At 61.6% G+C, this 14,404-nt stretch carries 14 protein-coding genes; 3 read left to right on the top strand and 11 right to left on the bottom strand.

What is annotated here, in order from left to right:
* Nucleotides 1-9: 9 nt before the first annotated feature.
* The 8 genes from Q4Q11_RS12540 to murA all read right to left on the bottom strand — a co-directional run bounded on the left by Q4Q11_RS12540 (nt 10) and on the right by murA (nt 9,631).
* On the bottom strand, nt 10-1,029 hold the full coding sequence (locus Q4Q11_RS12540) for a serine hydrolase domain-containing protein (protein WP_498569679.1): 1,020 nt from the start codon (nt 1,027-1,029) through the stop codon (nt 10-12).
* An 18-nt stretch (nt 1,030-1,047) separates the two neighbouring features.
* Nucleotides 1,048-2,787: an ABC transporter ATP-binding protein gene (locus Q4Q11_RS12535; RefSeq protein ID WP_498569678.1), complete on the bottom strand. Its 1,740-nt coding sequence runs from the start codon at nt 2,785-2,787 to the stop codon at nt 1,048-1,050.
* A complete protein-coding gene (locus tag Q4Q11_RS12530; RefSeq protein ID WP_498569677.1) occupies nt 2,784-3,623 on the bottom strand; it encodes an ABC transporter permease in 840 nt (279 codons plus the stop codon). Before Q4Q11_RS12530 ends, Q4Q11_RS12535 begins: the two co-directional genes overlap by 4 nt.
* Nucleotides 3,623-4,582, bottom strand: coding sequence for an ABC transporter permease (locus Q4Q11_RS12525; RefSeq protein ID WP_498569676.1), 960 nt, complete (start codon nt 4,580-4,582; stop codon nt 3,623-3,625). The genes Q4Q11_RS12530 and Q4Q11_RS12525 overlap by 1 nt, the downstream gene beginning before the upstream one ends.
* Before the next feature lie 129 nt (nt 4,583-4,711).
* Nucleotides 4,712-6,232, bottom strand: a complete 1,521-nt coding sequence (locus Q4Q11_RS12520; protein WP_498569675.1) for an ABC transporter substrate-binding protein — start codon at nt 6,230-6,232, stop codon at nt 4,712-4,714.
* 80 nt (nt 6,233-6,312) lie between these two features.
* A complete protein-coding gene (murQ, locus tag Q4Q11_RS12515; protein ID WP_112503893.1) occupies nt 6,313-7,236 on the bottom strand; it encodes an N-acetylmuramic acid 6-phosphate etherase in 924 nt (307 codons plus the stop codon).
* Nucleotides 7,237-7,487: 251 nt separating this feature from the next.
* Nucleotides 7,488-8,378 (bottom strand): glucosamine kinase nucleotide-binding domain-containing protein, encoded by an 891-nt coding sequence (locus Q4Q11_RS12510; protein WP_498569674.1) that lies wholly within the window; start codon nt 8,376-8,378, stop codon nt 7,488-7,490.
* Nucleotides 8,375-9,631, bottom strand: a complete 1,257-nt coding sequence (gene murA, locus Q4Q11_RS12505; protein WP_498569673.1) for a UDP-N-acetylglucosamine 1-carboxyvinyltransferase — start codon at nt 9,629-9,631, stop codon at nt 8,375-8,377. The genes Q4Q11_RS12510 and murA overlap by 4 nt, the downstream gene beginning before the upstream one ends.
* 224 nt (nt 9,632-9,855) lie before the next feature.
* Here murA and Q4Q11_RS12500 point away from each other — a divergent pair, with 224 nt between their 5' ends.
* From Q4Q11_RS12500 to Q4Q11_RS12490, 3 genes are all read left to right on the top strand, one after another.
* Complete coding sequence (locus tag Q4Q11_RS12500; protein WP_498569672.1) at nt 9,856-10,716, top strand: MurR/RpiR family transcriptional regulator; 861 nt, start codon at nt 9,856-9,858, stop codon at nt 10,714-10,716.
* 399 nt (nt 10,717-11,115) lie between these two features.
* Nucleotides 11,116-11,388, top strand: coding sequence for a type II toxin-antitoxin system VapB family antitoxin (locus tag Q4Q11_RS12495; protein WP_112503885.1), 273 nt, complete (start codon nt 11,116-11,118; stop codon nt 11,386-11,388).
* Nucleotides 11,385-11,798, top strand: a complete 414-nt coding sequence (locus Q4Q11_RS12490; RefSeq protein WP_498569671.1) for a type II toxin-antitoxin system VapC family toxin — start codon at nt 11,385-11,387, stop codon at nt 11,796-11,798. Before Q4Q11_RS12495 ends, Q4Q11_RS12490 begins: the two co-directional genes overlap by 4 nt.
* A gap of 31 nt (nt 11,799-11,829) precedes the next feature.
* Here Q4Q11_RS12490 and nadC read toward each other — a convergent pair whose 3' ends face one another.
* The 3 genes from nadC to nadA form a co-directional block, all read right to left on the bottom strand.
* Nucleotides 11,830-12,687: a carboxylating nicotinate-nucleotide diphosphorylase gene (gene nadC / locus Q4Q11_RS12485; protein WP_498569670.1), complete on the bottom strand. Its 858-nt coding sequence runs from the start codon at nt 12,685-12,687 to the stop codon at nt 11,830-11,832.
* Nucleotide 12,688: 1 nt separating this feature from the next.
* Nucleotides 12,689-14,230, bottom strand: coding sequence for an L-aspartate oxidase (locus Q4Q11_RS12480; RefSeq protein WP_498569669.1), 1,542 nt, complete (start codon nt 14,228-14,230; stop codon nt 12,689-12,691).
* Nucleotides 14,227-14,404: quinolinate synthase NadA (gene nadA / locus Q4Q11_RS12475; protein ID WP_498569692.1), on the bottom strand; the 178-nt coding region annotated here is incomplete at its 5' end. The genes Q4Q11_RS12480 and nadA, both read right to left, overlap by 4 nt.

Raw genomic sequence — 14,404 nt, 5'->3', positions numbered from 1 at the left:
ATCAGGCTCCTATGCTGCGTTGACGAGATCGCTCACTGTCTGACGAAGCGCCAGAATGCCGCTGTCGAAATGGCGTGTCGGATGAATGCGGTTGGTAAGCAAGGTCCAGGCCCTGCCCTTGTCGAAGTCGATCCACAGCGCCGTACCCGTGAAGCCGGTGTGTCCGATGGTTCCCGGAGAACAAAGAGCGCCGCCATGCCAGCCATCATGAGGCCGCTCCCAGCCATGCGTGCGGGTGGCCGAAAGCGGCGTGCGCATCAGGCCGATCGAACCTGCCGCCGCTCCGCTGCCATCGAGCAACCCCCTGGCGAAATCGAGGATCGCGTCCGCCGTGCCGAAGAGGCCGGCATGGCCGGCGCCTTGCAACGCACAGCAATTATCGTCATGGACCTCGCCCGACAGGACACGGTTGCGCCAGGTACAATCTTCCGTCGCGGCCGCCAGCTCCGGCGGCGCGGAGAAGGCAAAACCCGGACCTGCATCCATGGCACGGATGGTCTGCCCGCTCAGCCGCTCCAGCGCGAAGCCGAGGAGAATGAAGTTGATATCGGAATAGACGGGCGGGCCGGCGCGCCATTCGCGCTGCAGGATGAAGGCGCGCAAGAGTTCAGGATCGCGGCCATAGGTGTAGATCGGCTCGACCGCCGGAAAAGGCGTCTGATGCCCCAGGCACTGGCGGAACGTCACCTTTCGCTCCCAGGCCTCGGCGCTGTATTGGCGCAGATCCGGCAGAAGCGTCGTCAACGGCGCGTCGAGATCGATGGTACCGGCCTCGGCCAGAGCCAGAATGCGCGGCGTCGTGAAAATGACCTTGGTGAGCGACGCGAGATCGAACCAGGTGTCGGCCAGCATCGGCCGGGCATTCGGCACCTTCTGCGCCGAGCCGATCGCACGCACCAGCCGGTTGCCTTCCAGATCGACCATGCCGAGTACGCCGCCGGGTATGCGATCTGTTGCGACGGACTGTTTAAGCGGCGCAAAGGCCCGATCGAAACGCTCCTGAAACTGCATGCTCCCGCCTGTTGCCATCTGGGTTCTCCGCGACTCTCAGGCTTCCGCCAGAGCGATGTGATCCGGTGCGAAGCGGTGCCATTCCGGGGCCGAAGGCTCAAAGCCCCATGGACGCACCAATGATGGAACCTGGCGCGTATCGAGCGTGAAGGTCTCCTTGCGCCGCGCAACCGTCGGAACCGCCGCAATCAGTCGCCTGGTATAGGAATGCCTGGGCTCGGACAAGACGGAGACGGCATCGCCGATCTCGACGATCTGCCCTGCATAGATGACGGCGATGCGATGGGCAATGCGCTCCACAACCGCCATATCGTGCGAGATGAAGAGATAGGCGAGCCCGTATTCGCGCTGAAGCTCGATCAGCAACTCCAGAACCTGAGCTTGGACGGAAACGTCGAGCGCGGATACCGCTTCGTCAAGCACCAGCACGGACGGGTTCAGCATCAAGGCCCGCGCGATGCATAGCCGCTGACGCTGGCCGCCGGAAAATTCGTGCGGGTAGCGCTCCAGGGCGTTTTCGGGCAATCCCACGCGCTTTAGGAGCATGATCATGCGTTCGCGTGTTTCCACCGAAACACGAGCACCTGCAGCAATTACCGGCTCTGCGAGAATGCTGTCGACGCGAAGCCGCGGATTGAGCGAGGCGTAGGGATTCTGAAAGACCATCTGCACCGCGCTCGTGCGACCGGCAGCCTTGCCGGCATTCGTCGCAAAGCGGCCTCGGGTCGATTTGACCAACCCGAGGATCGCGCGCGCTGTGGTGGATTTTCCCGAACCGCTCTCGCCGACGATCGCCAGCGTTTCCCCCGGCATCAGGTCGAAACCGACCCCTTCGACGGCATGCACGGAACCGGCTGCACGGCGCAGAAAACCACCCTTGACCGGGAAGCGGACCGTGAGGCCCTCCACTTTCAACGCCGGCTTGGACGATGCTTCGTCGCGTTGGAAATCCGAGCGCACGGCCTGCCCGGCCGCGAAATGCGGCACCGAGTGCAGGAGATGCTTGGTGTAGGAATGCGCGGGATGATCAAGAATCCGATCGAGCTCGCCTTGCTCCACCACCTCGCCGGCCTGCATCACCATCACTTTATCGGCGATTCCGGCGACAAGGCCGATGTCATGTGTGATGAAGATCATCGACATGCCGGTCTCGCGCTTCAGCTCGGCAAGGAGAGCCATGATCTGCGCTTGAACGGTGACATCGAGCGCCGTCGTCGGCTCGTCGGCGATGAGAAGGCGCGGATTGCAGGCAAGCGCGGTTGCGATCATCACGCGCTGCAGCATGCCGCCGGAAAGCTGGTTCGGGCAATAGGTCAAGCGGCGCGCAGCGTCAGGAATGCGCACGCGATCCAGGGCATCCTTGGCGGCGGCCTTTGCCTGGCTGCCAGTCAGGCCTCGATGCAGCCGGAATGATTCCTCGATCTGTGTGCCGATGGTGAGAACCGGATTGAGGGAGGTCATCGGCTCCTGGAAGATCATACCGATCTCGGCGCCACGGATCTTCGTGAGCTCCGCCTCGCTGGCCTTGGTCAGATCCAGAATGCTTTTGTCGGGGCGCTTCAGGCGGATCGTGCCGCCAGTAATCCGGCCGCCGCCGAAATCGACGAGGCGATTGATCGAAAGGGCGGTGACCGATTTGCCGGAACCACTCTCGCCGACAATTGCCAGCGTCTCGCCTGCATCAAGATCGAAACTGACGCCTCGCACGATGGGATTGGCTTCGGCATTGCGGCCGAAGCCGACGCGAAGATCGGAAACCGATAGAAGCGGTGTCATACCGTCGACCTCCGCATCTTCGGATCGAGAAGGTCGCGCAGGGCATCGCCGAGCAGGTTGAAACCGAGAATAGAAATCATGATGGTCACGCCGGGAAATATCAGCAGCCAGGGCGCCGTTTCCATGAGATTGCGGCTGTCGCTCAGCATCAGGCCGAGCGACGAGGCAGGCGGCTGGGTTCCCAAGCCAAGGAAGCTCAGGCCCGCCTCCGTCAGCAGCGACCAAGCCAGCGCCAGCGTCACCTGCACCGTCAAGGGTGCCACGAGATTGAGCAGGAGATGCCGTGTCAGGATATAGGACCTGCTGCTGCCGAAGGTGCGGGCCGCATCGACGAAGTCGCGTCCTTTCAGGGAAAGGGCCGGGCCGCGCACGACGCGGGTAAAGATCGGCGTATAGACGATCGCGATCGCCGCAACGCTGGTCCACGTACCAGGCCCGACGATCGCGATGATCAGCAGAGCCAGCAGAATTGCCGGGAAGGCTAAAAGCACATCCATGGTGCGCATGATCATGCCATCCCAACGCTTGGCGGACCAGGCGGCGGTCAGGCCGAGCAAGGTGCCGATCAGACTGGCCAAGGCAACGGAAAAGAAGGCAACGGTGAAGGATTCGCCGATGCCATGCATCAGGCGACTTGCTACGTCCCGGCCGAAGAGGTCCGTGCCCATCCAATAGGTGAGGCTCGGCGCATGCAGCCGGTCGATGCGGTTCTGCGTCAGCGGGTCGTGCGGTGTGACACCGAGCGTACCGAGAATCGCGAGCAGGATATAAATGAGGACGATGATACCGCCGATCCGGCCGCTCACATGTCCGAAGAGAGCCTTGACGATCCGCATCAGCCTTCTCCCAGGCGAACGCGCGGATCGAGCGTCACATAGGCGAGATCGACGAGCAGATTGACGATCATGAAGTTGAAGGCAATGAAGAGCACGCTGCCCTGCACCAGCGCATAGTCGCGCTGCAGGATGGCGTCCAGCACCAAGCGCCCAAGCCCGGGCAGCGCATAAATCTGCTCGACCAGCACGGCGCCGCCGAGCAGATAGCCGAATTCGACGCCGCTCAGCGTCACCACCGGAATCAAAGCATTCGGCAGAGCATGCCGCCAGATGACGCCGCGCGCCGGCACGCCTCTGCTGCGGGCCGTGCGCACATAATCATCACTCAGGACATCGAGCATGGCGGAGCGGACGACACGCGTCACCGAAGCTGCGAAAGCGAAGCCGAGGGTCAGCGCCGGCAGGATCATCTGGCCGAGATTTTCAAGCGGATTCTGCCAGATGGGCGTGAATGCCCCCATGGTCGGCAGCACGCCGAAGCCGGCCGATAAGGCATAGATCAGCAAAAGGCCGAGAACGAAATTCGGCGTCGACTGCCCGATCATTGCGACGACGCGCACGGCAAGATCGGACAATTTCTCGTTTCGCGTGGCGGCAAAGACGCCCGCCGGCAGGCCGATGGCAAGTGCAATCACCATGGAGAGCAAGGCAAGCTCGAGCGTCAGCGGAAAGCGCTCCAGGATGATGTCGAGCACCGGCTTGCCATAGGTTACGGATATGCCGAGATTGCCCTGAAATACGCCGAGCAGCCAGTGCCAATACTGGATGGGCCATGACTGATCGATGCCGAAATAGGCGGCAAGGGCCTGCCGCTGCTCCGGCGTCAAAAGGCCCGCATTGGTGCCGAGCATCGCCGTGATCGCATCGCCCGGCACCAGCCGGATGGCGACGAAGACGAAGATGGACACGCCCAGCATGATCAGCGGGAATGTCATCAGCCGGCGCGTCAGGTATGCCATTACACTTCCTCTAGGGCAATTTCAGCTAAACCAAGATGTGAACTTGCGGCCGAAATTACAAAAAAACAAAGAGATAGAGCGCTTCCATAACGTGATTCAAAAGGAAAGCGCTCTAGGTCCCGGTCATCGCTACTTGATCGTGACCTTGCTCAGACCGAATAGCGAGCCGGTCGGCGTCGGCACGAAGCCCTCGACGTTTTTCTGCTCGGCCGTGTAGCCGTAAGCCGTGTAGAGCCAGATCCAGGGCGAGACTTCGGCGATATGCTTTTCGAATTCGGCGAAGATCGCCTTGCGCTTGGTCGGATCGGTCTCGGCGCGGCCCTTCTGCATCAGGCTGTCCAGCGTGTCGTCGATGTAGTTGGCGACTTTCTGCAGATTGCCCGATTTCGTCCAGTAGCGGTTATACATGGAATAGGGATCGGCACTGCCGCCGTTGAGAGCAACCGCCATGTCGAAATTGCCCTTCAGCCAGGTGTCGACATAGACGTTGAGTTCCATCACCTTAATATCGAGCTTGATGCCGATTTCGGCGAGCTGCGACTGGATGACCTGCGCTTCGGCTGTAGCCGTCGGCGGTTCGCCGGTTGCGGCGATCACCGTCGCCGAAAAGCCGTTGGCAAGGCCGGCATCGGCCATCAGCTTCTTCGCCTTGGCCACATCGCGCTTATAGCAGAAAAGCTGGCTCGGGTCGGTCGCATAGAGCGGCATCGTCAGCGGCCCGGTCACCTTGCCTTCGCCGAGTGCTGCGGTGTCCATCACATCCTTGCGGTCGATTGCGCAGGAGATCGCCTGACGTACGGCCAGCTGATCCATCGGCTTGCGCGAGGGATTGAGCTGTAGGACATTATACGCGAGAACCGGCGTGCGGGTGAGCTGCAGCTTCGGCTCCTTTGGCACCAGCGTCGCCACCAGCGGATCGTTCAAAAGCGCGAAATCGATCTGACCGGTGCGCAGCGAGGCAAGGATCGCCGTTTCGTCCGGCAGCACGCTGATGTTGATGCCGTCGACCCCGACTTTACCGCCAGCCCAGTCCTTGTTGGCGCTCAAGACTTCCTTGGAATTCGGAACCCAGCTGTCGAGCTTGAAGGGGCCGGAGCCGATCGCCTTGGTGCCAATGGCTCCGGCGGTGATTTCGCTTTCCGAAACGATCGCGGCATTGAGGCTCGTCATGGAGGTCAGGATCGGAGCGTCGGGCTGCGACAGATTGAAGACCACCGTATTGGCATCGGGCGTGTCGATGCCTGCAATCGACAGGAAATTGGCACGGGCAACTGCCCCGGTCGCCTGATCTAGGATGCGCTGGAAAGAGGCTTTCACATCAGCTGACGTGACGGGCGCGCCATTCTGGAACTTGGCCTTGGCGTTGAGCTTGAATGTCAGCTGCTTTCCATCGGGGGAGAACTGCCAGCTCTCTGCGACGCCGGGCACGATCTGCAAATTGCCGTCGAGGCGAACGAGCGGCTCGTAGATCAGTTCCAGCAGGCGGATGGAGGAGAAGGCCGTCTGCTTGTGCGGATCCAGCCCGGTTGCGTCCTGCGACCATGCCATGCGCAGCGTCGCCGCCTCCGCTGGCACCGCGACCGTCGCAAGACCAAGCCCCACGGCGAGCGACACTCCCGAAATCAGCTTCTTTCCAAAATTCCCTTTCACTTTCAGTCCTCCGAATTTTTTAATGTCCCCAGCCAATTTTGGCCCATTGATTGCCGCCGCGGCACAGCGCGATGGTTGTCTCAAGCAGTCCTGGCGTTGATGGCCTTGCGCAGGAATCCGTCAGCGTTTTGCAATGCCGTGCGGGCATCTTCAATGCCCATCCCGGTAATTTCCATGAGAATGGCCAGCTTGACGTCGTTTGCCGTCAGATCGAGCACGCGGCGCGCTTCCTGCTGCGTGCAGCCGGTCGCCTGCATGACGATGCGCGAGGCGCGCGCCACCAGCTTCTTGTTGCTGGCGCTGACATCGACCATCAGATTTTGATAGCTCTTGCCGATGCGGATCATGCTCGCCGTCGTCAGCATGTTGAGAATGAGTTTTTGCGCCGTACCGGATTTGAGGCGGGTAGAGCCGGTCAGGATTTCCGGGCCGACGACAGGCGAAATGGCGAGATCGGCAATGCCGGCGATGATGGAGTTGGGATTGCACGAGAGCGCCACCGTGAAGGCGCCGATATCCTTGGCGTAGTTCAGGCCGCCAATGACATAAGGGGTTCGGCCGCTGACGGCGATGCCGACGACGACATCGTTCCTGGTCAACTTGATCTCCTTCAAAGCCTGGCGCCCCTGCTCGGGATCGTCCTCCGCGCCTTCAATCGAGCGCCGCAGCGCATCCGGCCCGCCTGCGATCAGGCCGAGGACCATGTCCGGTGGCACGCTGAAGGTCGGCGGGCATTCGGACGCGTCGAGAACGCCGAGACGACCGCTGGTGCCGGCGCCCATATAGATCAGCCGGCCACCCTTCTGAAAAGCAGCCACGATCTGATTGACGGCGGCGGCGATTGCCGGGATCACCTTCTCGACCGCGAGAGGCACCGTCTGATCCTCATAGTTGATCTCGCGCAGAATATCGAAGGTCGGCAACAGATCGATATGCATCGTGTTCGGATTGCGCCCTTCGGAAACCAACTGCTCCAGTTCGGATATCAACGTCTGCTCTGTCATGGGCCTGCTCGCGGAATACGCTTCGATATCAATGGGTCAGGGTGGCAGGCTCGATCACGTCAAGATCGAGTTCACCGCAGTAAAATCGGTTTTCAGTCAGCCAAGACGCAGGATGGCCTTTTCGGCTTCGCTCCCCGTCCATTCCCTGTTTACCTTGGTTAACACTATGTCCGTTTATTCCTTTCGTCAACCTATGAAGGAATAAAATATTCCATTTCGATCGTGCGAAATTCAGCCTCCCAGATCCCTCTTCAGCTTTTGCGAATGGCTCTCCTGGCCAGAATGATCGCACCTGACACCGCATCGCCGTCGGTCGGCTTCAGGCGGCGGCGCACATCCGGCGAAAGCCAAGGCTCAAGCGGGCTTGCAAGACCGCCAAGCAGGCAGACGCGCGGCGCACCTTTTTCGAACAGGGTGCGAACCAGCGTATCGATATGGCCGGCGGCATTTTGGACGATCCGCCGCGCGACCGCATCGCCCTGATCAGCATGGCGCAGGACCATAGGCGCAAGCGACGCGTAATCCGTTGCAGACGCCCGGTCCATCCAGGCGACAGCTTCCATCGGATCGCTCTGAAAGCGTTGCATGATTTCAGCGAGCAATGCGGTCTTCTGTTCACGGCCGTCATGGGCGCGCAGCGCAAGCTGAACGGCCTTTAGCCCGAGATAGGCGCCGCTGCCCTCATCAGAAATCGGAAAACCATAGCCGCCGACCCGCAACAGCCGTCCTTCGACGAGACCGAGACCGATGGAACCCGTCCCGGCAATCACGATGGCACCATCGCGGCCGGAATGAGCACCGAGGCAAGCTCCTTCGCCGTCGCTGACGAAATCGATGCTGGCAAAGGAGTGCCCGATCGCCTTCAACGCATCAAGCGCACCCTTACGGCCTATCCCGGCCAGCCCGACACCGGCATGGATGCGCCCAACGTCAGCGGCACTCAATCCCGCCTCATCGATCGCCGCCTCGAAGGCGCGCGAAATCGACGCCCATGCTTCGGCAATCCCGAGCCTGGTCGTTGCCGGCCCGGACAATCCCTGCCCTAACACCGTGCCTTCGATATCCTCGATACGCGCCCGGCAACCGGTGCCGCCGCCATCGATGCCGAGGAAATAGAGAGCGCTTTTCGATACGGCGGTCATGACGTCAGCCGTTCGATATCGGCGCCGCAGAGACGCAGTTTGCGATCGAGCTGCTCGTAGCCACGGTCGAGATGATAGACGCGGTTGACGATGGTTTCGCCCTCCGACGCGAGGGCGGCCAGGACGAGCGAAACGGAGGCGCGCAGATCCGTCGCCATCACCTGCGCGCCTTTGAGCGGCGCGCCGCCTCGCACCAATGCCGTCGTGCCCTGCAGGGTGATGTTGGCGCCGAGGCGCATCAATTCCGGCACATGCATGAAGCGATTTTCGAACACCGTCTCGCGGATCAGCGACGCACCCTCGGCACAGCAGGCGAGCGCCATGAACTGCGCCTGCAGATCCGTTGGAAAGCCGGGATAGGGTTCCGTGGTGATATCGGCTCCCTTGAGCGGACCATCCCTGGAGACGACCAGGCCGCGGTCGCTGGGCCAGACGCTGACGCCCATGGCTTCGAGCGCCTGCACGACCGAGGCCAGATTTTCCAGCCGGGCATGGATGAGCTCGAGCTGGCCGCCGGTGATTGCGGCCGCCACGGCATAGGTGCCTGCCTCGATGCGGTCGGGAATACCGTGATGCCTAGCAGGGCGCCAGCCGGTGTCGCCATCGATGAGGATACGATGCGTCCCCGCCCCTTCGATCCGCGCTCCCATGGCGCTCAAGCACGCCGCCAGATCTGCCACTTCCGGCTCGCGGGCGGCATTCAGGATCTCGGTCTCGCCCTTGGCCGCGCAGGCGGCCATCATCGCCGTTTCCGTCGCGCCGACGGACGGCGAACTCAGCACGATCCGCGCACCTTTCAGGCCATTCGAAGCCGACGCAACGATCACGCCGCTTTCGATCGCGATATCGGCACCCAGCGCCGAGAGCGCTTTGATGTGCATGTCGACGGGCCGTGCACCGATCGCGCAGCCGCCGGGAAGTGAAACACGGGCATGGCCGAAGCGGGCAAGCAGCGGCGCCAGCACCAGCACGGTTGCCCGCATGCGCCTCACGGTATCGTAGGACGTTTCCTTCGAAACGATGTCGCTCGCGTCGATCGTCGTGCCGTGCGGCCTGCGGGCAATCCTAGCGCCGTGGAGAGCAACGACCCCGAGCATGTTCTCGACATCGCTGACCACGGGCAGATTCGTCAGCTCGAGAGGATGCGGGCTCAAGAGTGCCGCGGCGATCTGCGGCAACGCGGCGTTCTTGGCGCCGGCGATGGTCACCGCGCCCTGCAACCTTCTGCCGCCGGAGATGCGAAGTCTGTCCATGATGAAATCCGCCGAGGAAAAGGCGCGGACCTGAGAGTCCATTGCCGCTTGTCACAGAGACTAATCGGCCATTCCATACTGTCAACGGAATTTGGAATTTTTTATTCCAATTTGCTGTGATAATGTCCGACGACACGAAGCGAGATTGCCGAGCGTGCGCCGGATGTTATTTTCGGTGTGCTCGTGCCGACGGGTGAAGCGGCCTCGATGGCTTGAAGGGACAAATGTCGATCTTAAGGAAAATCAGCGCACAGCTTGAAACCATGGCACCCGCCGATCGCCAGATCGGGCAGTTCATCATCGATAATCCAGATCAGATGTTGCGTCTCTCCTCGGCAGCCCTTGCGGTGGAAACCGGCCGCAGCCAGTCGAGCGTGGTCAAGTTCAGCCAGAAGCTCGGCTATGCCGGCTATCAGGAATTGAAGCTTGCCGTCAGCGAGGCCAAGGCGCAGGAATGGCAGGCGCCTGCCGGAATGATCCACGGCACGATCGAGGTCGGCGATGGCTACCTCACGATCCTGCAAAAGCTGCTCGGCAGCAAGATGCAGGCGATGCAGCAGACCATCTCGGTCAACAATGAAGCCGATATCGAAAAAGCGCTCGAGGCGCTTCACGATGCCCGGCGCATCCACCTGGCAGGGGTTGGCGCCTCGTCGCTGGTCGCGCGCGACTTTTCCTACAAGCTGATGAAGCTCGGGCGCAACGTGCTCCATGACAGCGACAGCCATGTGCAGATGGCGAATGCGTCGACGCTGGGGCCGGACGACCTGCTCTTTGCGCTTTCCTATTCCGGCGCCAGTATCGAAACCTTGAGGATCGCGGAACTGGCAAGCCAGCGCCAGGCAACCGTCATCGCCGTCACCGGCTTGCAGGATAATCCGCTTTCCCGCGTCGCCGATATTTGCCTTCACACCGTCGGCGACGAGGATCGCGTCCGTTCGTCGGCGATTACCGCCCGTGACGCGCAGTTGATGCTGACCGATCTTCTGTTCATTCTCCTGGTGCAGCGCCAGCCCGACGCCAATGACTATGTCCATAACAGCGAAACCGCCGTGTCCGTCTTGAAGGCCAAGCGTCTTTCATGAGGGCCGGTACCCGGTAATCAAGCTGTGACAACGAAAGCTCTGTACGATGGTGACGTCGGGACGTAGCTTGACGGCCCTCGCAAATCATGACCGGAGAGATTCCATGGACCTTGGCGCGCAGGCGCCGGTCGTCGTTTAGATCTGCAGTCGGCTATTCCATCGCACATCACGTCAGGGAGATGAAATTTAGCCGCTCGCTGGAGCGCGATGCCGAAAGTGTGATCGGCTTTCGGACGACATCATACTCTATTTCTTTGATTCTACAGCGGATTCAGACTTTTTGACGCAAGAAACTTAACACCATCCGGTTCTAATCGGTTGAAGCTTGACAGTGCCCTTTTCCATTGAAGAAACAATGTATGCATGTTATCTAGATTGCACATCTAGAAAGAAGAAGCCATGGCATTGAGCATCAAGACCGAGGAAGCGGACCGGCTGGCGCGGGAGCTGTCGCGCCTGACCGGCGAGACCATGACCGACGCCATCACCCGCGCCATGCGCGAGCGGCTGGAACGGCTGCGCGCCGAGCAGGACGCACAAAGGGATTATGTTGCACGCATGCAGGCTTTCGTGCGTGGGCGTGCCGGCCGCTACGACCGCCGCCCTGTCACGAAACAGGAGTGGGACGAAGCGGTCGGCGACACAGATGCAGAGCTTGACGTTCCCCAATGATAGTTGTTGATGCGTCCGCCATCATCGCGATCATGTTCGAAGAGACGGAAGCTTCCGACTGCATGATGGCTCTTCAGATAGACACTCAACGTCTCATATCGGCGGTCAACTATGTCGAAGCCGGTACGGTCTTGGCGGGCAGGATCAGAAACGGAGACCGGCGCGAAGCGATTGCCGATCTCGACGAGTTTTTAGCCGAGTTCCGAATCGGAATTGCCTCGATAGATGAAAACCTCGCGCATGCTGCGATGAAGGCTCGCCTGCAATACGGCAAGGGCTTCGGTATGCGGGGCGGTCTGAATTTCGGCGATTGCTTTGCCTATGCCCTCGCTAAACGGCACTCAGCCCCCCTACTGTATGTCGGAGATGACTTCGCATTGACCGACGTGCAATCCGCATTGATGAGGTGAATTGCCAATCGAAGGGCGCAAGGACCTCGCTTCAGGCCACCGCCGTCCAGTCCAGCCCGATATCGAGAGTCGGTGCGCTGTGCGTCAACCAACCGGCGGAGATGAGATCGATGCCGGATGCGGCGATTGCCGCAGCCGTTGCCGGTGTGATGCGGCCCGACGCTTCGATGATCGCACGGCCGCCGACGATATCGACCGCCTCTCGCAGTTGATCCGGCGTCATGTTGTCGAGCAGAACGGCATCAACGCCCTCCTCCATCGCTTCGCGAAGCTGCGCCAGCGTATCCACTTCGACTTCGATCTTGACCATATGGCCGACGCCGGCCTTGGAACGTCGAATGGCTTCAGTGATACCACCGGCAATGGCGACGTGATTGTCCTTGATCAGCACCGCATCATAAAGCGCAAAACGATGGTTCACGCCGCCGCCGGCACGCACAGCGTATTTTTCGAGAGCTCTGAGACCCGGCGTCGTCTTGCGCGTGCAGACGATTGACGCCTTCGTGCCGGCAATCGCCTCGACGATGCCGCCGGTGACAGAGGCGATGCCGGAGAGATGGCCGAGGAAATTGAGCGCAGTTCGCTCTGCCGTCAACAAACCACGCGACGGCCCCTCGATTGTTGCGATCACCTGCCCTGTCCCGACCTTCGCACCGTCTGCGACATGGCGGGTCATGACGATGGCCGGATCGACAAGCTGGAAGGCAAGGTCGGACGCATCGAGGCCAGCGACCACACCTGGCTGGCGGGTCACCATCGCAACCCGGGAGCGGTGCTCCGCAGGGATGACGGCCGCGGACGTGATGTCGCCGGCAAGGCCGAGATCTTCCATAAGCGCATTGCGCACCAACGGTTCGACGATCAGGCGCGGGAGGGGAGCAAGCGTCATGTCAGGCACTCCTAGCCATCGAATAGGGGATGACGGACCTGGCAATATCCAGGGCGTCGGCAAGATGCATCATGCGGCGCTGCGCATGCCGCAGCTTCAACGGAAAATCCGTGCGGGCATGGGCGCCGCGCGACTCCGTCCTCAAACTTGCAAAGACAGCAATCGTCAATGCCACCAGCGCAGGGTCGGTCGCCGGTCCCTCCCGCTCACAAAGCGGTAGGAGCGCAGCAATCGCTCCATGGATGGCGCCGGCGTTGCGCAGCACGCCGAGATGCCGCGACACGATCGGCCGGACTAGCGCCGGATCTGGCGCTACCGTCTGTGGAAGATAATGCGGCAACCTGGCGAAGCTCGCGTCCATGCCGGCTATATCGCGCGCCGCCCGCATGCCCATGACCGCCGCCTCCAGCAACGAATTGCTGGCAAGGCGATTGGCGCCGTGCAGGCCGGTGGATGCAGCTTCGCCCGCGACCCAGAGGCCGGGAACCGAGCTGCGGCCGTTCTCGTCCGTCGCCACACCGCCCATGTGGTAGTGAACGGCCGGCCGCACGGGAATGAGATCGCTTGCCGGATCGACGTCCGCCTCGCGGCAAAGGGCATCTATCACCGGAAAGCGTGCGGCAAAGCGATTGCCGAGCGCGTCTCGCGCATCGAGAAAAACCCGGCCACCACGCGCAATCTCTGCGCTGATGGCCCGCGCGACGACATCGCGCGGCGCAAGCTCGGCACCCTCGACGCCAGCCATGAAGCGTTCGCCGCATTCATTGACGAGAAGCGCGCCTTCGCCGCGAACCGCTTCGCTGACGAGCGCCAGGGGCCGTCTGCGGCTATCGAGCGCCGTCGGGTGGAATTGCACGAACTCCATATCGGCCAGAAGCGCGCCTGCCCTTGCCGCAAGGGCAATGCCCTGTCCGAAATTGCCGACCGGATTGGTCGTGGCATCGAACAGGCCGCCGATACCGCCGGTGGCAAGCACGATGCGGGAAGACGGAAGCACGACACTGCCCATGTCGGTCAGGCACAGAAGACCGGCAATGCGATCGCCATCCAGCAATAGCCGCTGCGCCTGACAGCCCTCGAGCACCGTAATCGATGGCGTGCGGGCCACTGCCTCGGCAAGCGCACGGACGATAGCCGCACCCGAACCATCCCCCTTGGAATGGACGATACGCCGGAGCGAATGCGCAGCTTCAAGTCCCAAGGATAATTCTCCGGCGCCATCGCGATCGAACTCGATACCCGCCCGCTCCAGCGCGGCAATCGCGGCGGGCGCTTCCGCAATGATCCTTGCCGCCACCTTCGCGTCGCAAAGTCCGTCGCCCGCGGCAAGCGTATCGGCAAGATGCAAGGCCGCACTATCGTCCGCACCCACACTCGCGGCGATGCCGCCCTGCGCCCAGGCGCTCGACGTTTCCTCGCCGATCAGGGAGCGGGTGACGATCACCACAGGCTCGGGCGCCAGCGTCAGAGCCGTCATCAGTCCGGCAAGACCGCTGCCGACGATGACGATGCGGCCGCTCAGTTCTTCGATGATCTCGCTCATATCGCCAGCATCCTTTCCACCGCGCGGCGGGCATCGGCGGCAATCGCGGGATCTATCGTCACCTCATGCCGTCCCTCTTCCAGCGCCTTGCGGATATTGCCAAGCGTGATGCGCTTCATATGCGGACAGAGATTGCAGGGGCGGATGAATTCCACATCCGGGTGATGCACGGCG

The sequence above is a fragment of the Rhizobium sp. UFLA01-1127 genome, assembly GCF_059803845.1.
Note: the sequence above shows the minus strand (reverse complement) of the source record. Positions and strands in the feature narration are given on the sequence as shown.